Annotated in this window: 19 protein-coding genes and 3 pseudogenes; 13 read left to right on the plus strand and 9 right to left on the minus strand. The window is 71.2% G+C overall.

What is annotated here, in order from left to right; translation table 11 throughout:
• The first annotated feature begins 509 nt into the window (after positions 1 to 509).
• From ACZ4RZ_RS06540 to ACZ4RZ_RS06560, 5 genes are all read left to right on the plus strand, one after another.
• On the plus strand, positions 510 to 1418 hold the full coding sequence (locus ACZ4RZ_RS06540; protein WP_467742626.1) for a hypothetical protein: 909 nt from the start codon (positions 510 to 512) through the stop codon (positions 1416 to 1418).
• A 113-nt stretch (positions 1419 to 1531) separates the two neighbouring features.
• A complete protein-coding gene (locus ACZ4RZ_RS06545) occupies positions 1532 to 3679 on the plus strand; it encodes a CHAT domain-containing protein (protein ID WP_467742628.1) in 2148 nt (715 codons plus the stop codon).
• A gap of 26 nt (positions 3680 to 3705) precedes the next feature.
• On the plus strand, positions 3706 to 3939 hold the full coding sequence (locus ACZ4RZ_RS06550) for a hypothetical protein (RefSeq protein ID WP_467742630.1): 234 nt from the start codon (positions 3706 to 3708) through the stop codon (positions 3937 to 3939).
• The gene (locus ACZ4RZ_RS06555) at positions 3936 to 4892 is read left to right on the plus strand and encodes a hypothetical protein (RefSeq protein WP_467742632.1); all 957 of its coding nucleotides are present in this window, start codon (positions 3936 to 3938) and stop codon (positions 4890 to 4892) included. The genes ACZ4RZ_RS06550 and ACZ4RZ_RS06555 overlap by 4 nt, the downstream gene beginning before the upstream one ends.
• Before the next feature lie 447 nt (positions 4893 to 5339).
• A complete protein-coding gene (locus ACZ4RZ_RS06560; protein ID WP_467742634.1) occupies positions 5340 to 6509 on the plus strand; it encodes an MFS transporter in 1170 nt (389 codons plus the stop codon).
• 55 nt (positions 6510 to 6564) lie between these two features.
• Here ACZ4RZ_RS06560 and ACZ4RZ_RS06565 read toward each other — a convergent pair.
• A pseudogene (locus tag ACZ4RZ_RS06565) lies at positions 6565 to 7065 on the minus strand (MFS transporter); the annotation flags it as partial.
• A gap of 29 nt (positions 7066 to 7094) precedes the next feature.
• Between ACZ4RZ_RS06565 and ACZ4RZ_RS06570 the strand changes: the two are divergent.
• Together ACZ4RZ_RS06570 and ACZ4RZ_RS06575 are read left to right on the plus strand one after the other, a co-directional pair.
• Positions 7095 to 7430, plus strand: a pseudogene (locus ACZ4RZ_RS06570) (NAD-dependent alcohol dehydrogenase); the annotation flags it as partial.
• Positions 7431 to 7534: 104 nt separating this feature from the next.
• The gene (locus ACZ4RZ_RS06575; RefSeq protein ID WP_467742636.1) at positions 7535 to 8272 is read left to right on the plus strand and encodes a maleylpyruvate isomerase family mycothiol-dependent enzyme; all 738 of its coding nucleotides are present in this window, start codon (positions 7535 to 7537) and stop codon (positions 8270 to 8272) included.
• 38 nt (positions 8273 to 8310) lie between these two features.
• On the opposite strand, the gene ACZ4RZ_RS06580 is transcribed toward ACZ4RZ_RS06575, so the two are convergent.
• On the minus strand, positions 8311 to 8724 hold the full coding sequence (locus tag ACZ4RZ_RS06580) for a MarR family winged helix-turn-helix transcriptional regulator (RefSeq protein ID WP_467742638.1): 414 nt from the start codon (positions 8722 to 8724) through the stop codon (positions 8311 to 8313).
• An 85-nt stretch (positions 8725 to 8809) separates the two neighbouring features.
• On the opposite strand from ACZ4RZ_RS06580, the gene ACZ4RZ_RS06585 reads away from it, so the two are divergent.
• Positions 8810 to 10291, plus strand: a complete 1482-nt coding sequence (locus tag ACZ4RZ_RS06585) for an MFS transporter (protein ID WP_467742640.1) — start codon at positions 8810 to 8812, stop codon at positions 10289 to 10291.
• 71 nt (positions 10292 to 10362) lie between these two features.
• A complete protein-coding gene (locus ACZ4RZ_RS06590; RefSeq protein ID WP_467742642.1) occupies positions 10363 to 10680 on the plus strand; it encodes a DUF6332 family protein in 318 nt (105 codons plus the stop codon).
• On the opposite strand, the gene ACZ4RZ_RS06595 is transcribed toward ACZ4RZ_RS06590, so the two are convergent.
• The 3 genes from ACZ4RZ_RS06595 to ACZ4RZ_RS06605 form a co-directional block, all read right to left on the minus strand.
• Positions 10641 to 11306: a response regulator gene (locus tag ACZ4RZ_RS06595; RefSeq protein ID WP_399088286.1), complete on the minus strand. Its 666-nt coding sequence runs from the start codon at positions 11304 to 11306 to the stop codon at positions 10641 to 10643. The two genes, ACZ4RZ_RS06590 and ACZ4RZ_RS06595, sit on opposite strands and share 40 nt — an antisense overlap.
• Positions 11303 to 12541, minus strand: a complete 1239-nt coding sequence (locus ACZ4RZ_RS06600) for a sensor histidine kinase (RefSeq protein ID WP_467742644.1) — start codon at positions 12539 to 12541, stop codon at positions 11303 to 11305. The genes ACZ4RZ_RS06595 and ACZ4RZ_RS06600 overlap by 4 nt, the downstream gene beginning before the upstream one ends.
• 127 nt (positions 12542 to 12668) lie before the next feature.
• Positions 12669 to 13433 (minus strand): TetR/AcrR family transcriptional regulator, encoded by a 765-nt coding sequence (locus ACZ4RZ_RS06605; RefSeq protein ID WP_467742646.1) that lies wholly within the window; start codon positions 13431 to 13433, stop codon positions 12669 to 12671.
• A 166-nt stretch (positions 13434 to 13599) separates the two neighbouring features.
• Between ACZ4RZ_RS06605 and ACZ4RZ_RS06610 the strand changes: the two genes are divergently transcribed.
• The gene (locus tag ACZ4RZ_RS06610; protein ID WP_467742648.1) at positions 13600 to 14049 is read left to right on the plus strand and encodes a nitroreductase family deazaflavin-dependent oxidoreductase; all 450 of its coding nucleotides are present in this window, start codon (positions 13600 to 13602) and stop codon (positions 14047 to 14049) included.
• Positions 14050 to 14073: 24 nt separating this feature from the next.
• Here the strand turns inward: ACZ4RZ_RS06610 and ACZ4RZ_RS06615 are convergent, their stop codons facing one another.
• Complete coding sequence (locus tag ACZ4RZ_RS06615; RefSeq protein ID WP_467742650.1) at positions 14074 to 15279, minus strand: geranylgeranyl reductase family protein; 1206 nt, start codon at positions 15277 to 15279, stop codon at positions 14074 to 14076.
• A gap of 184 nt (positions 15280 to 15463) precedes the next feature.
• Between ACZ4RZ_RS06615 and ACZ4RZ_RS06620 the strand changes: the two genes are divergently transcribed.
• Both ACZ4RZ_RS06620 and ACZ4RZ_RS06625 read left to right on the plus strand, forming a co-directional pair.
• On the plus strand, positions 15464 to 16819 hold the full coding sequence (locus tag ACZ4RZ_RS06620; protein WP_467742652.1) for a M20/M25/M40 family metallo-hydrolase: 1356 nt from the start codon (positions 15464 to 15466) through the stop codon (positions 16817 to 16819).
• Between the two features lie 31 nt (positions 16820 to 16850).
• Entirely contained in the window at positions 16851 to 17897 is a 1047-nt protein-coding gene (locus ACZ4RZ_RS06625; RefSeq protein WP_467742654.1) for a BUD32 family EKC/KEOPS complex subunit, read from the plus strand.
• On the opposite strand, the pseudogene ACZ4RZ_RS06630 reads toward ACZ4RZ_RS06625, so the two are convergent.
• From ACZ4RZ_RS06630 to ACZ4RZ_RS06640, 3 genes and pseudogenes are all read right to left on the minus strand, one after another.
• Positions 17870 to 18514: pseudogene (locus ACZ4RZ_RS06630) on the minus strand (oligopeptide/dipeptide ABC transporter ATP-binding protein); the annotation flags it as partial. The gene ACZ4RZ_RS06625 and the pseudogene ACZ4RZ_RS06630 overlap by 28 nt on opposite strands.
• A gap of 37 nt (positions 18515 to 18551) precedes the next feature.
• Complete coding sequence (locus ACZ4RZ_RS06635) at positions 18552 to 19595, minus strand: NUDIX hydrolase (RefSeq protein ID WP_467743085.1); 1044 nt, start codon at positions 19593 to 19595, stop codon at positions 18552 to 18554.
• 131 nt (positions 19596 to 19726) lie between these two features.
• Positions 19727 to 19921, minus strand: coding sequence for a hypothetical protein (locus tag ACZ4RZ_RS06640; protein ID WP_467742656.1), 195 nt, complete (start codon positions 19919 to 19921; stop codon positions 19727 to 19729).
• Between the two features lie 122 nt (positions 19922 to 20043).
• On the opposite strand from ACZ4RZ_RS06640, the gene ACZ4RZ_RS06645 reads away from it, so the two are divergent.
• The gene (locus ACZ4RZ_RS06645) at positions 20044 to 20505 is read left to right on the plus strand and encodes an excalibur calcium-binding domain-containing protein (protein WP_467742658.1); all 462 of its coding nucleotides are present in this window, start codon (positions 20044 to 20046) and stop codon (positions 20503 to 20505) included.
• Positions 20506 to 20534 lie beyond the last annotated feature (29 nt).

Here is a 20534-nt window from a genome sequence, read left to right on the forward strand (position 1 = left end):
GGTGCGGCGGTGTCGACCCGGACGCCACTCGGCGACCCACTGACCTTGAGAGGGCTCGCGGCTCCTGATCCGCTCTTTCAGCCGTCGCCGGCATTGCTGTGGCGTGTGTGAGACGACGCCGGCGCCGGGGCGAACGGCGCGGTCCGCGCTCGCGGACTGACGGCACCGTCGCAGATGTGGCCGCGGCGCAGCCGTCCCAGGACGGGCGGTCAACGATGTCTGGCGGCTGCCCCTGAGCGACGGCACCCATCGCGACGCTCCTGGACGGCGTCAGGCCCGCCCGCAAAGAATGATCTTTCTTGGTGGATCATGGTCGCGCAGCTTGTTGTCGCCGGAGAGCCGGGGGCAGGGCGACGCTCAGTGACAGCAGCACGCCGCAGACCACGGTCACGGGGGGGCTTGCGAAGGGACGGGCTTGCGCTCCTCGGAGGCCGACCGGACGCGCCACGCTCCGCCAGATGGTCGCAACTCCTCCTACTCAAAGCTGAGTTCATGGGTACGCTGCATCCATGCGGGAAGAGCCGGGCGGTTTCACGACCCGTGCCGAGAGCAGTTACGAGTTCGAGTCTCTGGTCATCGAGTCGAAACTCGCGGCGGCGCTCGCCGACGGGCCCTGCGAGCCCCTTGAGGAGAGCCTGAGTCTCGACGCCGCCGCCGTCCGTGCACAGGCCGCCCGCCTGGCACCGGGCGAGGCCCGGGCACTGCTGCGCCGGGAAGCGGACCGGGGCGCGCGCTGGCTGCGTGCGGCCGAGTTCGGGGCCGCGGGCAACGACGCCATCGACCGGCACACTTATGAAGAGAGCCTGCGCGAGCATCTGACGCACCTGGCCACCGCGGCCGCCGTGTACGGCATGGTGACCGATGTGCCGCCCGACCGACTCGCCGCCGAGGCCGCTCAGGTGATGGCGCTCGACCCCGAAGCCCACGTGAGAGGGCTTGCCGCACATGTGCTCTCGTACTGCTACAGCCTCCTTGACCGGCCGGAGCTGGCATTCTCCGTCGTCGTACGGGCCCCCGCTCCGGCAGGGGCGGCCGAGCACCTGCTACGCGTGCTCGACCTTGCCCGGCGGGCCGTCCCCCTGGGCCATCGCGAACACGTGGCCGCCGTCCTGGCCCTCCAAGGCTGGCCGGGCGACCCCACGGGCCTGCACAAGGAACTTCTGCACCGCCTGGTGAACGAAACGATGCCGGACGAGGCAGAGCTGGTGGCACGGGGCTACCGGCGCCAAGCGGCCTTCAAGACAGGGGACTTCGCCGCACTCAGAGAACTCGCGCTCTCCGACGTGATGTGGCTGGAGACCGACGCGACCCTGTGGATGGCGCTCTCGGCCATCCTGAAGATGAACGGCGCCACCGCACAGGCCGAGCTGGCTCACGAGACCGCCGAGTATCTGAGACTGCACGGGGGTGCGCGATGAACACCGGGCCACAGGAGCCTCAGACGGTCTTTGACGAATTCTTCGCCACCGGCAAGGGTAAAGAGGAGTTCGCGATGGTGCACCTGGGGGAGGGGACACTTACCCTGCCCTTCATGGTGGAGCCGGCGCTCCTGGTCCCGACGGACTTCATACGGGACTCGGGGGTGGGCTCGACCATGACCTTCGAGCTCATCTTCGCCGCCGCCTGGGAGGCGGTGGATCCCCTCGGCCGGCACAGCGAGACTCCGGCGTTCGGGGCGCAGGTGCTCGCCGCGCTCGGCGGCAATCCCCAGCGCGCCGACGCCGACCCCAGGCGCTATCTGCGGCTCACCCTGTCGGCCCTCGACGCCTTCCGCGGCAAGGGGCTGCGCCGCCACGAAGGGCGCGCCTACCTGGAGTTGGGCAGGGCCCTTGAGCGCTGCCGCAGAAGTCCGGACGCCCTGGCGGCGTACGAACGCGGCCGCACGCTGCTCGAGGAGGAGGGCGACGGGCACGGACTGCGCGCCGCCCACGCCCGGCTCGCTCTCGTCATGGGCTCGATCGGGCTGTTCGAGCAGTCGCTCCTGCACGCCGAGGCCGGGCAGCGGATCGGCCACAGCCTCACCGGTACCCAGTCGACCGCGCAACCGGCTCTGGGGCACGTCTTCATCACCCAGACCCTGCACTATCGGCGCGTGCGGGCCCTGATGAAGATCGGGTTCCTCGACGAGGCCGAGTCCGCGCTCGCCGACTGGCGCCAAGAGGCGGGCAGCGGCGATCAGTTCGACCTCCTCGTCACCACCGGCGAGCTCCGGCTCCTGCAGGACCGGAACACGGAGGCGGTCGAGGAGTTCGTCCGCGCAGTCGACGCCCGCTTCGCCGACCTCGACACGGCCACCCTGCCCGGGCGTATCCACTATCTGGAAAACAGCGTCGAACTCTTCGGGAAGGCCACCGGCGCCGCCCTGTACATCGGCCGCTCCGACCTCGCCGTCGGCATGCTCGCCGCGATGGCCACCCGCCGACCACAGCGTCCCGAAGGACCCGCGCCCCAAGCGCTGCGCCCTGTGGACGAGGAGATCCACGCACTCGCGCGCATGGCCACGCGGGCCGCGGTGGCGGGCGACGGCGGGATGCTGACCGTGCACGACGATCGCGCGCGCATCCTCCTGGAGGCGCGGGACGCGCTCTTGCACGGCACGCACAGCGGCACGGCGCGGACGCCTCTGACCGTGGCGGACCTGACGCGCGCCATCCCCCAGGCCGTGGGGCCTCGCGAACTCGCCCTGGCATACGCGCAGTCGTCGGAGAACGAGATCATCGTCCTCGCGATCGCCGACGGTACCGTGGTGTCACGGAAGGCCGACCTGCCCGCCGACCAGATGGAGGAGTTGGTCGCGCTCGCGCTCGAGGAATGCGTACGCCGCAGCGAACCCAAGACCGTGCACCGGCTCGGCCAGGCCCTCCTGGCACCCGTGGCCGACCTCCTGACTGTCGCGTCCTGCGTCTTCGTCACGGCCCAGGGCCCGCTCGCCGACTTTCCGTTCCACGCCGCCCCTTTCCGCGGGAAGCCCCTGGTGGCCAGCGCCCAAGTGCGGTCGCTGCCGTCGCTCGGACTGCTCGGGTCGGCCGGAGAACGGCTTTCGCCATTCGCGAAACGGCGGCGCCGAACAGCGGCGGCCGAAGAGGGCGACGCGCTTCGTGCCCTCGTAGCCACGGTCAAGCGGCCGGGGTACGAACTCCTGCCCGAACTCCTGACGCTGAATACCGAAGCCGACGCCGTACGCGGGGCGTTTCCCACGGCCGTCGCACTCCACGACGACAAGGCCACCGTCACGGCGGTGCGCAAGGCGATCGAATCCTGCGACGTGCTGCATCTCGCCGGACACGCGGCCTTCGATCCCACGCACCCGAACATGGCCCGCATCCTGCTCGCCGACCGGCCGCTCTTCGCCTTCGAAGTCGCCACTGCCGATGCCGCCCCCCGACTGGTGAACCTCAGCGGTTGCCGGGCCGGCGCAGAACGCCGCCATCTCGGGGGCGAGGGCGAGGGCCTGGCCGCGTCGTTCCTCGCGGCCGGAGCGGAGACTGTCGTCGCGCCGCCGTGGCCCGTACGCGACGACGCCGCACTCGCCTTCAACTCCGTCCTCTACGGCGAACTCGCCCGGCCTGGCACGGAGGTGGGCACGGCGGTGCGCAGCGCCCAGCTGGCGCTCCTCGCGGACCCGAAATTCGCCCACCCGGGCCTCTGGGGCGCCTTTACCATCCTGGGCGGACTGTGATGAACCCCGAAGAGGAGAGCACGGCGATGAGCGAGGCAGAACACCGCCCGGAGCCCCCTGACACAGCGCCGGACACACCGCCGGAGGACACCGCGCCGGACCGCGACGCCTGGGCACCGTCAGGACTGCCCGGGCAGTCCCTCACCACGCTGCTCTTCCGCTGCGCCGAACACGGCGAGGAGCAGGCCGTCGACTACTACGACCCGGGGTCCCCGCCCCGCTGCAGCCACGGCGACCTGATGGTCCGGACGGCCAGGTGAACACCCTCCTCGAAGTCGGACTTGGCGGCGCCGAACGGGTCCTCGGCTCCCGCTTCCTGCTCGCCGTCCTGCTTCCCGTGCTCATCGCCGCGGGCGCCTCGGGCGGTGTCGCACTCGCCGCCACCGGCAGCACACCGGGCGACGCGCTCAGGGCCTGGCAGCTTTACAGCGCGTCCGGACAACTACTCGCGGCCCTGTGGATCCTGCTCGGCCTGGTGGGCGCGGCGTATCTTCTGGCCCTCTTCCACGTTCCGTTCCTGCGGCTCATGGAGGGCTACTGGCCGGAGACGGCGCTGCCGCGCAGCCTGCGCGAGCGCCGTACCGAGCGGCACCGGCGGACGGCAGAGGCGCACTGGCAGCGGGTGGCGGAGCTGCACGCGGCAGCAGCCCACCTCAGAGCCTCCGCCCTGGCCACCCATCTCCTGACGTCCTTTCCGCCCCGGTCGCGCCTGGCCGACAGCTGTCTGCCCACGGCTCTCGGCAACCGCCTGCGCGCCGTCGAGTTCTATCCGCTGGAACGGTACGGAATCGACGCGGTGGTCATCTGGCCCCGGCTCTTGCCGCTGCTCCCGGCCGAGGCCGCCGCCCGGGTCGCCGCCGCGCGCACCGCCCTCGACTCCACGGTCACCCTGCTCGGCCTGGCCATGGCCTTCGGCACGGTCTGGCCCGTCGCCCTCCTTGTCGTGGGCGGCCACGGACCGCTGGTCGTCCTCACCCTCCTGGCCTGGCCGCTGGCCTGGGGCGCGTACCGCGCGTCCCTCCAGGCGGCGACCGCCTACGGCCAGGAGGTCGCCGTCGTCTTCGATCTCCACCGCCACCAACTGCCGCGTCATCTGGAGCTCGAGGTCGCGCGGGAGCCCGCCGCAGAGCGTCGGATGTGGGACGACCTCGCCCAGTTCTATCTGCGCAATCTGCCGCTCCCGAGCGGGTCCGAGGTCACCAGAGGCAACTGACGCGAGGCCCGGGGGGCGGGTCAGAGACTCGAAGCCGACCATTTTCACGAAGGGCACCTCCAGGTCCACCCGGAACGGATGTCGAATGACCCCTGGTCAACACGCGGCCGGACGCTGGCTCGGCAAGGTAGGCACGAAGAGGCAGTTACCGAGCTCCGGGCCCTTCTCGACGTGCAGACACGACGCCGTCGCGTCATCTCAGGATGCAGCCATCGACAAGATCGACACGGAGACTGTCACCGCACATTTGCGTTGATGGTCAGTGCATTCCGTGGTAGCCGAGGCACCGATCAACTAGTCGACGACAGCCTCATACAGAACGCGCCCCACCGACTGCCGACCGCGCACACTGCACCTTCGGCCCCCACCAACGGCCTTGCCTCGGTCCGGCACTCCCCCTAGCCTGACTTTGTGCCGCTAATAAACAAATCCCGAACGCACAACGTCGTGCCGGGCAACCGCAGCGACCTCACCCGACTCCGCATCGCCCTCACCGTCTTCTTCGCCCTCGACGGCTTCCTCTTCGCCGGCTGGGTCGTCCGCATCCCCGCCATCAAGGAACAGACCGGCGCCTCCGCCAGCGCCCTCGGCCTCGCCCTCCTCGGCGTCTCAGCCGGCGCGGTGATCACCATGACCCTCACCGGCCGGCTTTGCCGCCGCTACGGCAGCCACCAGATGACCGTGATCTGCGGCATCCTGCTCTCGCTCAGTGTCGCCCTGCCCCCGCTCACGCACTCCGTACTGGCCCTCGGCGCCGTACTGCTGATCTTCGGCAGCGCATACGGCGGGATCAATGTCGCCTTCAACAGCGCCGCCGTCGATCTGGTGGCCGCACTGCGGCGGCCGATCATGCCCAGCTTCCACGGCGCCTTCAGCCTGGGCGGCATGATCGGCGCGGGGCTCGGCGGGCTGGTCGCGGGGTCCCTGTCCCCGACCCGCCATCTGCTCGGCCTCAGCCTGATCGGCCTGCTGGTGACCGCCGCCGCGGGACGCTCCCTGCTGCGGCACGAGCCCCCGGCCCCGCCGGATCGCATGCCGCAGGAGGAGCCTGTCCCGCGTCGACTGGACGCCCGCACCCGTGGACTGGTCACCGTCTTCGGCCTGATCGCCCTCTGCACGGCGTACGGCGAAGGAGCCCTGGCCGACTGGGGCGCGCTGCATCTGGAGCAGGATCTGAACGCCCACCCGGGCATCGCGGCCGCCGGCTACTCGTGCTTCGCCCTCGCCATGACCGTCGGCCGGCTCAGCGGAACGACTCTCCTGGAACGCCTCGGGCGGACCCGGACCGTGGTGGCGGGCGGCACCACGGCCGCGGTCGGCATGCTGCTCGGCGCCCTCGCCCCCTCGGTGTGGGCGGCTCTGCTCGGCTTCGCGATCACGGGCCTCGGGCTCGCCAACATCTTCCCGGTCGCCGTCGAACGCGCCGGCGCACTGGCCGGCCCCAGCGGCGTCGCGACCGCGTCCACCCTCGGCTACGGCGGCATGCTCCTCGGACCGCCCGCCATCGGGTTCATGGCGGACTGGTTCTCCCTGCCCGCCGCCCTCACCAGCGTCGCGGCGCTGGCGGCGGTCGCCGCCGTCATCGGATACGGGACACGGCGGGCAACGGCGAGCTGACAGCACGCGCCGTTACGCCGCCGAGTTCCCGCTCGCCGGACACGTGGCCCACCGCTCAGGACGCACCCTCGCGCGCGATGCGCGCGGCCCTGGCGAGGTCCATGTCAGTGGTCTCCGGTGCCAGCAGCTGTGACACCAGGCCGCCGAGGGCCAACACGCCCGCGCCGACGAGGAGGACGAACTCCGCGCCGAAGCGGTCCAGGCCCATCGGCAGCAGGAAGGTGCCGATGGCGGCGCCCACCCTGCTCATCGCCCTCGCGAAGCCGACGCCTGTGGTGCGCAGCGAGGTGGGGAACACCTCCAGCGGGTAGACGGCGGTCCGCGCGCTGGAGGCGGCGTTGAGGAAGATGAAGAACAGGAAGCCGCCGACGATGACCGGCGTGGAGGACGGCCACACCGCCACCAGGCCCAGGCAGCCCGCCGTGATCCAGAACGGCGGGATCAGCAGCCTGCGCCGCCCGATGCGGTCCACGACCAGGCAGCCCGTCGTCACGCCCGCCACAGCCGTGAAGGAGTAGACGAGCAGCGCCGCGACCGCGTTGTCACCCATGTGGAGCGCCTCGAAGACCGGGCCACGCGCTCACGGCCCACACCGGCACCCCGCACGGCGTCGCCCTCGCCGCCGTACTCGAAGAGGTCCTGGAGTTCAGCGCCCCGGCCGCCCAGGACGCGTACGAGCAGACCGCCCGCGCCCTGCGGCTCGCCCCGCCCGCCGACGGCGACTGGCCGCGGGCCGCGATCGAGGCCGTACGCGAGATCTCCGGCACGATCGGCATCAAGCGGCCGTTGCGCGAGCTGGGCGTCCGCCCCGACATGTTGCGCCCGATCACGACCGGCACGCTCGCGGACGCGGTCACCCGCAACGCGCCTCTGCAGCCCACCGAGGAGCAGGTCCTCGGGATTCTCCGGGCGGCGTACTAGCTCTCCCGGCTTCCAGCGTGCGGATGCGCGCGCCCGGGCCGGAACCAGGACGCGCTCATCGCACACCTTGCCCTGGACCGCACTTCATCCGGCACACTCTCCGCATGGAGATCGCGGAGTTCGTGGAAACCCTGGACAGGGAGGGCCAGTTGCTGACCGCGGCGGCCGAGGAGGCGGGGGTCGACGCCAAGGCGGCGACCTGCCCGGGCTGGCAGGTGCGGGATCTGGTGCGGCACACGGGGATGGTGCACCGGTGGGCCACCGCGTACGTCGCCGAGGGGTACACCTCGTACCACCCCGACGGCGGCCTGCCGGATCTCGACGGTGATGAGCTCCTGGGCTGGTTCCGGGAGGGCCACCGGCGGCTCGTCGACACCCTCGCCGGCGCCTCGCCCGACGTGGAGTGCTGGAGTTTTCTGCCCGCGCCCTCCCCGCTCGCGTTCTGGGCGCGGCGGCAGGCCCATGAGACGACCGTGCACAGGGTCGACGCAGAGTCGGCGCTCGGCGGGGAGCCGACCGCTGTGGCGACGGATTTCGCGGTGGACGGGATCGAGGAACTGCTGCGCGGGTTCCACGCCCGCTCGAGGAGCAGGGTACGCACGGATGAGCCGCACGTCCTGCGGGTGCGGGCCACGGATACGGACGCGGTGTGGACCGTACGGCTGTCGGCGCAGCCGCCGGTCAGCGGCCGGGACGAGCGAGGCGACGCGGACTGCGAGCTGGCCGGACCGGCCGCGCGGATCTACCTGGCGCTCTGGAACCGAACGCCGTTCCCCGGCGTGACCGGTGACGCCTCGCTCGCCACGCTGTGGCGGGAGAAGTCGGGGATCACCTGGAGCTGAGCGGGCCGGGTCCCCTCACTCGGAGGCGGTGGCCGGGCTCACTCGGAGGCGGTGGCCGGGCCGCCCGCCAGCATCCGCGTCAGCACCGCGCGCTGCACCGGCAGCACCTCGCCGTGCAGCTCGCGCCCCTTCGGCGTGAGGCACACCCGCACGCCCCGGCGGTCCTCCGCGCACATGCCGCGCGTCACCAGACCGTCCTTCTCCAGTCGGCCGATCAGCCGCGACAGGGCGCTCTGGCTCAGATGGACCCGCTCGGAGATCTCCTGGACGCGGTACGAAGCTCCGCCGTCCGACGCGGTGCCCTCAGCCAGTACGTCGAGAACCTCGAAGTCGCTGGCGCCGAGGCCGTGTCGATGCAGTTCGCGGTCGAGCTCGCAGAGGGTGCGCGCATGCACCGCGAGGATGTCGCGCCACTGGTTCACGAGCCCTTGCTCGGCCTTCTTCGCCGCCATGGGCGCACCGTAGCAAAGAATCGGCTTTGTTGCATCGGAATTAAATGCATTTGCATTGAATGCATGCGCATGTAGTCTCTGGGTCATGACCTCTCCGCTCACCCACCCCGCGTCCCAGGGACGCTGGACCCCCCGGCTGTGGGGCACCCTGCTGGTGCTCTGCGCCGCGATGTTCCTGGACGCGCTGGACGTGTCGATGGTCGGCGTCGCCCTGCCGTCCATCGGCTCCGAACTCGATCTCTCCACCTCGACGCTCCAATGGATCGTCAGCGGCTACATCCTGGGATACGGCGGACTCCTCCTCCTCGGCGGACGCACCGCCGACCTGCTGGGCCGCCGCCAGGTCTTCCTGGTGGCCCTGGGCGTCTTCGCGCTCGCCTCGCTGCTCGGCGGACTCGTCGACTCCGGTCCGCTGCTGATCGCCAGCCGCTTCATCAAGGGCCTGAGCGCGGCGTTCACCGCCCCCGCGGGCCTGTCGATCATCACCACGACCTTCGCCGAGGGCCCGCTGCGCAACCGCGCGCTGTCGATCTACACCACCTGCGCGGCCACCGGCTTCTCCATGGGCCTCGTCCTGTCCGGCCTGCTCACCGAGGCGAGCTGGCGGCTGACCATGCTGCTGCCCGCACCCATCGCGGTCATCGCGCTGCTCGCGGGTCTGAAGCTCATCCCGCGCAGCGAGCGCGAGAAGGACCACCGCGGTTACGACATCCCCGGCGCCATCATCGGTACCGCCTCGATGCTGCTGCTCGTCTTCACCGTCGTCCAGGCACCCGAGGTCGGCTGGGGCTCGGCCCGCACTCTGCTCTCCTTCCTCGCCGTCGCCGTACTGCTCACGGTCTTCGTGACCGTCGAGCGGCGCAGCCCGAGCCCGCTGATCCGCCTCGGAGTGCTCCGCTCCGGCAGCCAGATCCGCGCCCAGCTCGGCGCGATGGCGTTCTTCGGCTCGTACGTCGGATTCCAGTTCCTGGTGACCCTGTACATGCAGTCGCTGCTGGGCTGGTCGGCCCTGCACACCGCGCTCGCCTTCCTGCCGGCCGGGGCGCTGGTGGCGCTGTCCTCCACGAAGGTGGGGGCCGTGGTCGACCGGTTCGGGACCCCGCGGCTCATCGCGGTGGGCTTCGCCCTGATGGTCGTCGGGTACGCCCTCTTCCTGCGCGTCGACCTCGACCCCGTGTACGCGGCGGTCATCCTGCCGACGATGCTGCTGATCGGCGCGGCCTGCGCGCTGGTCTTCCCCTCGCTCAACATCCAGGCCACCAACGGCGTGGACGACCACGAGCAGGGCATGGTGTCGGGTCTGCTCAACACCTCGGTCCAGGTGGGCGGCGCGATCTTCCTGGCCGTGGTGACGGCGGTCGTGACCGCGAACTCCTCCGAGGGCTCCTCGCCACAGGCCGTCCTCGACAGCTACCGGCCCGGCCTGATCGTGGTGACCGGCATCGCCCTCGCGGGTCTGCTGATCACCCTGCCGGGCCTGCGGACACGGCGTCCGCAGCAGTCCATCGTCGTCGCCAAGTCCCTCCAGGAGGAGGCGGAAGCGGAACGCGTCGCGGTCCGCGACTAGGGGGAACGCCTCCAGAGTGCGCCCGGCGGGGGACCTTGCCCCGCCGGGCGCACGCCTGTTTGACTCGACGGATGGAGAACGACGGGGACCTGGAACGGATGAGCGGCACCAGGAAACGGCGCACCCAGGCCCAGCGGGACGCGGTCACCGTCGAGATCGGATACGCCCTGTTCAGCGCGGCGTTCGTGGCGGCGATCGGGTTCGGGGTGGTGACCGGACCGGCGCTGTTCCTCGATCTGTCGGGCGCCGCGGTGCGGACGCTGGTCGCCGCCGGGGCCACCCTCGCCGCCGTGCTCTTCGTCCTACGGGTAGCCACCGTGCTGATTCGCTTCGGACGTGCGGGCGCGGCTCAGCCCAGCCAGCCCGGCCGCACCAACCCCGACTCATAGGCGAGAACGACCAGTTGAGCCCGGTCGCGGGCGCCCAGCTTGACCATCGTGCGGCTTACATGGGTCTTCGCCGTGAGCGGGCTGACGACCAGGCGGCGGGCGATCTCGTCGTTCGAGAGGCCGATACCCACCAGGGCCATCACCTCCCGTTCCCGCTCGGTGAGTTCGGCGAGGGAGGCGGCGGCCGCGGGCTCCTTGGAGCGGGCCGCGAACTCGGCGATCAGCCGGCGCGTCACCCCGGGGGAGAGCAGGGCGTCGCCCTCCACCACCGCCCGGACCGCGCGCAGGAGTTCCTCCGGCTCGGTGTCCTTGACCAGGAACCCGGAAGCTCCGGAGCGGATCGCCTCGAAGACGTACTCGTCCAGCTCGAAGGTGGTGAGCATGACCACCTTGACGTCCTTCAGATCGGCGTCGTCGGTGACGCGGCGGGTCGCGGCGAGGCCGTCGAGCAGGGGCATCCGGATGTCCATCAGCACGACGTCGGGACGCAGTTCGCGCACCTTGCGCAACGCCTCCTCGCCGTCGGCCGCCTCGCCGGCCACCTCGATGTCCGGCTGCGCGTCGAGCAGCGCCTTGAAGCCTGCCCTGACCAATGACTGGTCGTCTGCGAGCAGTACGCGGATCACCGGTCCTCCTTGACCCTCAACGGCAGTACGGCCAGCACACGGAAGCCTCCGTCGTCGCGCGGGCCCGCCTCGATCGTGCCACCCAGGGCCGCGGCCCGCTCCCGCATTCCGGCGAGCCCGTTGCCACTGCCGCCCGCGTCCGCGCCGGTCGCGGGGCCGTCGTCGTCGATGCGCAGCCGCAGCGCGCCCTCCGCGGATGCGAGCCGCACGCGCGCGTGCCGCGATCCCGAGTGCCGGACGACATTGGTGAGCGCCTCCTGGACGATACGGAAAGCCGCCAGATCGGTGCCGGGCGGAAGCGTCGGGACCTCACCCTCGATGTCGACCGTCAGGCCAGCACCCGCCGCCTGTTCGACGAGTTCGGGGAGCCGGTCGAGTCCGGGCGCGGGCGCGCGCGGCGCCTCCCCCGGCGCACGCAGTGTGTCGAGCACCTGGCGGACCTCGCCGAGCGCCTCCTTGCTGGCCGCCTTGATGGTGGTGAGCGCCGTGCGCGCCTGCTCGGGGTCCGAGTCGAGCAGCGCGAGGCCGACGCCCGCCTGCACGTTGATGACCGAGATGCTGTGCGCCAGCACGTCGTGCAGCTCGCGGGCGATCCGCAGCCGCTCCTCGTCGGCGCGCCGCTTGGCGGACTGCGCACGCTCGGCACGCTCGCGGGCCCACTGTTCACGGCGTACACGGACCAGTTCCGACAGCGCCACGATCGCCACGATCCAGGTGGCGATGATGCCCTCCTGCCCCCAGGAGGCGGGCTGGTCCCCCGCGGGCGGCAGCCACCGGTAGAGCCAGTGCCCCACCAGCACATGCCCGACCCAGAACATCCCGACCGCAGTCCAGGCGGCTCTGCGGTGCCCGGCGACGACCGCACTGAAGCAGCCCATGGCGACCAGGAGGAAGACGGGCCCGTACGGATATCCGGCGCCCAGATAGACCATGGCGACGGCGGCCGTGCCGAAGGCCACGAGCACCGGCTGCCGCTGCCGCCACAGCAGCAGGCCGGACCCCACCAGCAGCAGTGCCCGCGCGAAGAAGTCCAGGTGAGCGCGGTCGCCCCCCTGCGAGTGGGCCGCGAAATTGGAGCCGATGAGCACGAAGGCGGTCAGCAGCAGCGTGGAGCGCCACGGCCAGTGGGCACCGCGCTCCTCGTCGTCCCAGCGGCTCCACCCGGGCGGCCCGTGCCGCCACCACGGGGGTGGACCGCCCCACGCCGGGGACCGGGGAGTGCGCTGCTCTTCCATGACCGCCACGCTAGACGGGACAGGGCGTCCGAGGCGTCCGCCGGGCGAGGTGATCAGGCGTACTCCCCGCGGAGTACCGCCGGGCTTGCTGGCGCACGCCGGCGGGCGGCGAGGCCCGTCCCGGCGTTCAGGCGCCGTTCGCCCTGCCGGAACCCGACCCCCTGCCGTTGGCGCCGTTGGTCGCGGTCATGCCGGTCGGCCGGGGGTAGACCAGTCCCACACCGTGGGCGAGTTGATCCGCCGCGTGCCGGAAGAACGTTTCGCGGTCCTCCACGACCCGGTTGAACTGCCCGAACAGCTCGAAGCCGATCAGCCCGTAGAGCTGCGCCCACGCGGCCACGAGCGCCGTGACCACCTCGGGCGGAAGTCCGGGGGCGAGCTCGGCGGTCATCCGCTGCGCCTCGGCCTTCAGGTCGGTGGGCAACGGCGGACGGGCCACCCCCTGCCCCTGATGCGCGTCGCGGACGATGCCGATCATGAGCACGCCCACACGGGAAGCGGCCGGGATGGTCGTCTCCGGCGCGGTGTACCCGGGCACGGGCGAACCGTAGATCAGCGCGTACTCGTGCGGATGCTCCAGCGCCCACCGGCGCGCCGCCACGCACACCGCGATCCAGCGCTCCCGGGTACCGGCGTCGGCGACTTCGGCGTGCGCCGACTCCGCGGCCTCGCCGAGGGAGTCGTACGCGTCGATGATGAGCGCGGTCAACAGGTCGTCACGGCTGGGGAAGTAGCGGTACAGCGCGGAGGAGACCATGCCGAGCTCACGGGCCACGGCCCGCAGCGAGAGCTTGGCGGCACCCTCCGCCGCGAGCTGTCTGCGCGCCTCGTCCTTGATGGCCGCGGTGACCTCGATCCTGGCTCGGGCCCGTGCCCCTCGTGCGGTACTCATGCGGGGCAGTGTGCCACGTTTCCAGAGCAGTGCACACAAACGAGAGCACCGAACTAATTCGAGAGCACTGCTCTTGATTTGGATCACCGATCTCGTGCAGACTGCTCTCAAGCGAGAGCAGTGCTCACAAAACGGAGCGGCGCTCTCTCAATCGATGGGGGTCACCATGTCCACTCACGTCCAGAAGCCAGGTTGGTTCACCGTGAACGTCTTCAACCGAGCGGTCGCCTGGATGACCCGCCGCGGCATCAGCGTCTGGGGCTCCCGGGTCCTGGCCGTGCGCGGCCGCAAGAGTGGCGAGTGGCGCACGACCCCGGTCAATCTGCTCACCGTGGACGGGCAGCAGTACCTGGTCGCCCCCCGTGGCCATGTCCAGTGGACGCACAACATGCGGGCCGCGGGAGGGGGCGAGCTGCGACTCGGCAAGAACGTGGACGCGTTCACCGCGACCGAGATCGCCGACGACGACAAGGCCCCGCTGCTGCGTGCCTACCTCAAGCGCTGGAAGGCCGAGGTCGGTGTCTTCTTCAACGGCGTCGGCCCCGACTCGTCGAACGAGGAGCTGCGACGCATCGCCCCCGACCACCCGGTGTTCCGGATCACGGTCAAGCCGTGACCCCGGCGGACGGGCCCGTCCGCCCTATCGGTCGAGCGCGGTCAGGGCGCGCCCGGCCATCGGATGGGTGCGGACGAGCTCGCCGAGCGAGGTCGAACCGCGCGTGATCCCCGTGAAGGCCTTCCAGGCGGGCCTGAAGCTGGTGATCGCCGCGTGGAACATGCCCGGCCGGCGCTCGAAGACGGTCAGCAGACGCTTGCCGACACTCATCTCGACGCCGAGTCCAGCCTTGATCGCGAAGGCGTAGTTCAGCGCCTGGCGCCGGGTGTCCACCGCGTCGTGCGCCTCGGCGATCCGTACCGCCCACTCCCCCGCGAGCCGTCCGGAGCGCAGTGCGAAGGAGATGCCCTCACGGGTCCAGGGTTCGAGCAGTCCCGCCGCGTCGCCGCACACCAGCACCCGGCCGCGCGACAGCGGCGAATCGTCGGCGCGGCAGCGCGTCAAATGGCCGGAGGAGATGGCCGGTTCGAAGCCGGCGAGCCCGAGGCGGGCGATGAAGTCCTCCAAGTACCGCTTGGTGGCGGCGCCTTCGCCGCGCGCGGAGATCACGCCGACGGTGAGCGTGTCCCCCTTCGGGAACACCCACCCGTAGCTGCCCGGCATGGGCCCCCAGTCGATGAGAACTCGTCCCTGCCAGTCCTCGGCGACCGTCTCCGGCACCGGGATCTCCACCTCCAGGCCGAGATCGACCTGGTCGAGCTTCACGCCGACGTGCGCCCCTATCCGGCTGGCGCTGCCGTCGGCGCCGACGACCGCCCGCGCCAGCACGGTCTCGCCACCCTGCAACACCACCGCGACGGTGCGCCGGTCCGGTACGGCCGACCCGTGCTGTTCGACGCGCGAGACCGTTACTCCCGTGCGCAGCTCGGCGCCCGCCTTCTGGGCCTGCTCGACGAGCTGCTGGTCGAACTCGGGCCGGTTGATCAGACCGAACAGCATCTGCTTGGAGCGGCGGGTGCGCACGAAGCGGCCGTCCAGCGAGAACGTGACCGCGTGCACCCGGTCCTGGAGCGGCAGCTCGAAGCCGGGCGGCAGCGCGTCGCGCGAGGGACCGATGATGCCGCCGCCGCACGTCTTGTAACGGGGCAGCTCCGCCTTCTCCAGCAGCAGGACGCTACGTCCCGCGACCGCTGCCGCATAGGCGGCCGAGGCCCCGGCGGGCCCCGCGCCGACCACGACGACGTCCCACACCCGCTGCCCGTCGTCCGCCGAAGAGTTCTCGCTGCTCACGATGGTCTACTGCTCCCAGTCCAGCCGTCTGCCGCACGTGTCCCCCGCATCCTACGGCGGGCATCGCCGCAGGCCACTGTGGGAGGATCGGCAGCGTATGCGCTCTGCACACCAGTACGCGCGTACGCGCCACACGATCACCTGTACACAGAAGTACAACGTCGCACCCACAAGGAGCGTGCCCATGTCGTCGAATCCGGTCGCCGAGACCGTCGCCTCGCTCATGCCCCGGGCGAAGGCGGAGCTCACCGAGCTGGTGGCCTTCAAGTCGGTGGCGGACTTCGACCAATATCCCAAGAGCGAGAGCGAGGGCGCCGCGAACTGGGTCGCCGACGCGCTGCGTGCCGAGGACTTCCAGGACGTGGCACTGCTCGACACCCCGGACGGTACGCAGTCGGTGTACGGCTTCCTGCCCGGGCCCGAGGGCGCGAAGACGGTCCTGCTGTACGCGCACTACGACGTGCAGCCGCCGCTGGACGAGGCGGCCTGGGCGACGCCGCCGTTCGAGCTGACCGAGCGCGACGGCCGCTGGTACGGACGCGGCAGCGCCGACTGCAAGGGCGGCCTCATCATGCATCTGCTCGCCCTGCGTGCGCTGAAGGCGAACGGCGGCGTCCCGGTGCACGTCAAGGTGATCGCCGAGGGGTCGGAGGAGCAGGGCACGGGCGGCCTGGAGCGATACACCGAGGAACACCCGGAGCTGCTGACCGCCGACACCATCGTCATCGGAGACGCCGGCAACTTCCGGTGCGGCCTGCCGACGGTCACCGCGACCCTGCGCGGCATGACCCTCGTACGCGTCCAGGTGGACACCCTGGAAGGCAACCTGCACTCGGGGCAGTTCGGCGGTGCGGCCCCCGACGCGCTGGCCGCGCTGATCCGCGTACTGGACTCGCTGCGGGCCGAGGACGGTTCGACGACGGTCGACGGGCTGATCGGCGACGCTCGGTGGGACGGCCTGCAGTACGAGGAGGAGGCGTTCCGCGAGGACGCCAAGGTGCTCGACGGCGTGGAGCTGATCGGCTCCGGCACGGTCGCCGACCGTGTCTGGGCACGTCCGGCCGTCACCGTCCTCGGCATCGACTGCCCGCCGGTCGTCGGCGCGACCCCGTCCGTGCAGGCGGGCGCCCGCGCGCTGATCAGCCTGCGCGTGCCGCCGGGCATGGACGCGGCGGAGGCGACCAAGCTGCTCCAGGCCCACGTGGAGGCGCACACGCCGTGGGGCGCGCGCGTCAGCACCGAGCAGATCGGCCAGGGACAGGCGTTCCGCGCCGACACCTCCAGCCCCGCATACGCGTCGATGGCCGAGGCGATGGCTGTCGCCTACCCGGGCCAGGAGATGCAGTACGCGGGCATGGGCGGCTCCATCCCGCTGTGCAACACGCTCGCCTCGCTGTACCCGCAGACGGAGATCCTGCTCATCGGCCTGAGCGAGCCGGAGGCGCAGATCCACGCGGTGAACGAGAGCGTCTCGCCGGACGAGCTGGAGCGCCTGTCGGTCGCGGAGGCGCTGTTCCTGCGGAACTACGCGGGAAGCTGAGGCGTTCTCGAGGGACGTGAAGCCCCTCGACATGTCGCGCGCTGTGCGCCTCGCCGCGCACAGCGACGTCTCCACGTCACTGGCCCTGTGCAGCGACCACGAACTGGGCGAACTGGTCGCTGCGGGCCGGCCCCTCGGCTCCGGCATCGGGGGCAGATCCGTGCTGATGGACGTCGCGGACACTCCGGTCTTCGTCAAGCGCGTCCCGCTCACGGATGCGGAGAAACTGCGGGAGAACGCACGCTCCACGGCCAATCTGTTCAACCTGCCGCCCTTCTGCCAGTACGGCATCGGCGGCCCGGGTTTCGGGGCCTGGCGCGAGCTCGCCGTGCACACCATGACGACGAACTGGGTACTGGCCGGGCAGTTCGGGGGCTTCCCGCTGATGTATCACTGGCGGGTGCTTCCCGACACCGTGCAGCCCCTGCCCGAGGAACTGGCCGACGTCGAGCGGGCGGTCGCCTACTGGGGCGGTTCCCGGCAGGTGCGCCACCGGATCGAGGCCCTGCGTACCGCCTCGGCGAGCGTCGCGCTGTTCCTGGAGTACATTCCGAACAACCTCCACGACTGGCTGGGCGCCCGGTTCGAGAGCGAGGGGGTCTGCTCCCAGGTGGAACGGGGTCTGGAGGCCGGCGTCTCCTTCATGAACGCACGCGGGCTGCTGCACTTCGACGCGCACTTCGAGAACATCCTCACCGACGGGCAGCGGCTCTACTTCGCCGACTACGGCCTCGCCCTCTCCTCCCGTTTCCAACTGTCCCGAGAGGAGGCCGACTTCTTCGAACTGCACCGGTCGTACGACCGCTCCTATACGCGGACGCACCTGGTGAACTGGCTGGTCACCGCCTCCTACGGATCGGGGCGGGAGGAGCGTGAGGCGCTGGTGCGCGCGTATGCCGAGGGCGCGCGGCCCGACGGCATCCCGTCGGAGGTCGCCTCGATCCTCACTCGTCACGCTCCCCTCGCCGCCGTGATGGCGGACTTCAACCGCAGGCTGCAGCGCGAGAGCCGGCAGACCCCGTACCCGTGGGAGGAGCTGACACGGCTCGGTCAGAGCAGCTCGACACTCTCCGCGTAGTGGCAGGCCCCGGGGTTCCCGCCGCCCCGGTCGATCAGTTCCGGCACCTCCTCGACACAGTAGACGCGCTCGCTCTCCGTCAGCTCGCCCGCGAACTTGGGGCACCGGGTGCGGAATCGACAGCCGCTCGGCGGGCGAATGGGGCTGGGCACGTCGCCCTGCACGGTGACGCGTCGCCGGGCCCGCTCCTTGCGCGGGTCGGGCAGCGGGATGGCCGAGACGAGGGCCTGTGTGTACGGGTGGGCGGGGCGCGCGAAGAGCGTGCGGGCCGGGGCGATCTCGACCAGGCGGCCCAGGTACATGACCGCCACGCGTCCGGCGACATGCCGCATCACGGAGAGGTCGTGGGCCACGAACAGAAAGGACAGACCGAGTTCGCTCTGCAGGTCCATCAGCAGGTTGAGGACTCCGGCCTGGATGGACACGTCCAGCGCGGACACCGGTTCGTCCAGGACGATGACCTTGGGGCGCAGGGCCAACGCCCGGGCGATGCCGATGCGTTGGCGCTGCCCACCGGAGAACTCGTGCGCGAAGCGGTTGCCGTGCTCGGGGTTGAGGCCCACCAGGCGAAGCAGCTCGCGCACCTCGTCGCCCGCCCCGGGGCCGTACCGGCCGTGCCCCTCGGAAGTCCACAAGCCGAGCAAAGTCGCGACGTCAGCCGACCGGGACCCCGGCCTCCAGGTAGAGCGCCGCTCCGCGCTCGCGCGCCCGCAAGGCCCAGCGCAGCCGTTCGTAGCGCACGGGCGGCAGCAGGTCGGCCGCCTCCTGTTCGGTGGCGAAGCGCCAGTCGCGCAGTTCGGGTCCCGGCAGCAGCAGACGGCTCGCCGCCGCCGCGTCGAGCCGGCCGCCGTCGAACAGGAGACGCAGGCCGCCGAAGCCGGGGGGCGCCGGCGACTCCCAGTCGACGACGAGGAGGCGGGGCACCTCGTCGAGCGTGATGCCGGTCTCCTCGACGACCTCGCGCATGCCCGCGCGCGCGGGGGCCTCACCGGGTTCGACGACGCCTCCGGGGAATTCCCAGCCGGCCTTGTACGTCGGGTCGACGAGCAGCACACGGTCCTGCTCGTCGAAGAGGAGCACACCCGCGGCGACGGTCTCCGCGGTGGGTTCGGGGGTCTGCACGATGTCGCACACGGGTACGTCCCCGGTGCGCACGGCATCGGCGATGCGCAGGGCGGTGTCGTACGGGGTGAGCGCGGTGGTGTCCACGGGGTGGGCGTCGGCGGTGAGCCAGGAGGCGAGCGCGGCGCGATACGGCTCGATGTGTTCGTGGGACCACTGGCGCACGCGCATCTCACCGTCGGGCAGTTCCGGGGGCACCTCGCGCCCGGCTATTCGCTCGCGCAGGATCGTTTCCGCCGGGGCGAGGAGCACATGCCGTACGGGGATCCGGCGCGCGGCGAGGCCGCCGAAGATCTCGTCGCGGTACTCCTGGCGGAGCAGGGTCATCGGGACCACGAGGACGCCGCCGAGTTCGGCGAGCATGGCGGCCGCGGTGTCGACCACGAGGCGTCGCCAGATCGGCAGGTCCTGGAAGTCGCCGACCTCGGCGAGGCGCTTGGCCGGCAGCAGGTGCGTGAGTGTGCCGCCGATGACCTCGGGGTCGAAGAGCGTGCTGTTCGGGATCAGCTCGATCAGTTCCCGTGCGGTGGTGGTCTTCCCCGCACCGAACGCACCGTTGATCCAGACGATCACGATTCCCCCTCTTCTGTTGGCCCCCTGTGGCTTGCCCGCTCCACCCTGCCACGGAAACCAGGCCCTGATGAGGGCGCCGACAGCGCGGCGCCGGTGCCCCGTCCCGGGGCACCGGCGCCGTGGTCCGAACCCCGTCAGCCGTTCTGTCCCAGTGCCTTGTCGTCCACGGCCAGACTGTCGCTGCCGATCGTGTGATCGACGGTGCTCAGCGTGTCGTTGACGTTCAGATCGCCGAGGACGTCGCTGTCGACGGCGTGGGAAGGGGTGATCGCCGCGACGACGAACCCGGTGGCGAGGGAGGCGATGGCGAGCATGCTGCGCTTCTTCATGCCCGGTTCAACTACGGAGCCGCCGACGAGTCACGGGTGGGTCACGCAACTTCATCTCACCCTCATCGGACGCATCCACGGCACTACCGTCATCCCACTCGAAACATCCCAGGGGGGACGAGATGACCAATCCGTACACCACACCACCCGCCCCAACCACCCGCACCGCTCCGGGATGGGCGCGCAAGCGCTACGTCCTGCCCGCGCTCGCCGTGACCCTCTTCATCGGTGTCGGCATAGGCACGAGTGGCGGGAACAAGAGCGAGAACGCCGCGGCGAAGCCCGGCCCGACCGTCACCGCCACAGTCACCGCGAAGGCCACGGCCACCCGGACGGCTACGGAGACGGTCACGGCGACGCCCTCCGCCACCGTGACCGTCCGCACGACGAAGACCGTACGGGCCACCGTCACCGCGCAGCCCGCCGCGGACAGTGGCGGCACCGACGACAACAGCGGCGGGGGCGCCGTGTACTACGAGAACTGCGACGCCGCCCGCGCGGCGGGGGCCGCGCCCGTACACGTGGGAGACCCCGGCTACGGCCGGCACCTCGACCGGGACGGGGACGGCGTCGGTTGCGAGTGAGGGCGAATCAGCCGGCTCAGTCGAGGACG

The sequence above is a fragment of the Streptomyces sp. NPDC027189 genome (assembly GCF_055566975.1).

What these genes read in the sequence shown, in the direction of transcription:
- ACZ4RZ_RS06540 (WP_467742626.1), top strand. Translation starts at nt 510, where the DNA reads ATGCGGGAAGAGCCGGGCGGTTTCACGACCCGTGCCGAGAGCAGTTAC.
- ACZ4RZ_RS06545 (WP_467742628.1), top strand. Translation starts at nt 1,532, where the DNA reads ATGGTGGAGCCGGCGCTCCTGGTCCCGACGGACTTCATACGGGACTCG.
- ACZ4RZ_RS06550 (WP_467742630.1), top strand. Translation starts at nt 3,706, where the DNA reads ATGAGCGAGGCAGAACACCGCCCGGAGCCCCCTGACACAGCGCCGGAC.
- ACZ4RZ_RS06575 (WP_467742636.1), top strand. Translation starts at nt 7,535, where the DNA reads ATGGAGATCGCGGAGTTCGTGGAAACCCTGGACAGGGAGGGCCAGTTG.
- ACZ4RZ_RS06580 (WP_467742638.1), bottom strand. Translation starts at nt 8,724, where the DNA reads ATGGCGGCGAAGAAGGCCGAGCAAGGGCTCGTGAACCAGTGGCGCGAC.
- ACZ4RZ_RS06585 (WP_467742640.1), top strand. Translation starts at nt 8,810, where the DNA reads ATGACCTCTCCGCTCACCCACCCCGCGTCCCAGGGACGCTGGACCCCC.
- ACZ4RZ_RS06590 (WP_467742642.1), top strand. Translation starts at nt 10,363, where the DNA reads ATGGAGAACGACGGGGACCTGGAACGGATGAGCGGCACCAGGAAACGG.
- ACZ4RZ_RS06600 (WP_467742644.1), bottom strand. Translation starts at nt 12,541, where the DNA reads ATGGAAGAGCAGCGCACTCCCCGGTCCCCGGCGTGGGGCGGTCCACCC.
- ACZ4RZ_RS06605 (WP_467742646.1), bottom strand. Translation starts at nt 13,433, where the DNA reads ATGAGTACCGCACGAGGGGCACGGGCCCGAGCCAGGATCGAGGTCACC.
- ACZ4RZ_RS06610 (WP_467742648.1), top strand. Translation starts at nt 13,600, where the DNA reads ATGTCCACTCACGTCCAGAAGCCAGGTTGGTTCACCGTGAACGTCTTC.
- ACZ4RZ_RS06620 (WP_467742652.1), top strand. Translation starts at nt 15,464, where the DNA reads ATGTCGTCGAATCCGGTCGCCGAGACCGTCGCCTCGCTCATGCCCCGG.
- ACZ4RZ_RS06625 (WP_467742654.1), top strand. Translation starts at nt 16,851, where the DNA reads ATGTCGCGCGCTGTGCGCCTCGCCGCGCACAGCGACGTCTCCACGTCA.
- ACZ4RZ_RS06640 (WP_467742656.1), bottom strand. Translation starts at nt 19,921, where the DNA reads ATGAAGAAGCGCAGCATGCTCGCCATCGCCTCCCTCGCCACCGGGTTC.
- ACZ4RZ_RS06645 (WP_467742658.1), top strand. Translation starts at nt 20,044, where the DNA reads ATGACCAATCCGTACACCACACCACCCGCCCCAACCACCCGCACCGCT.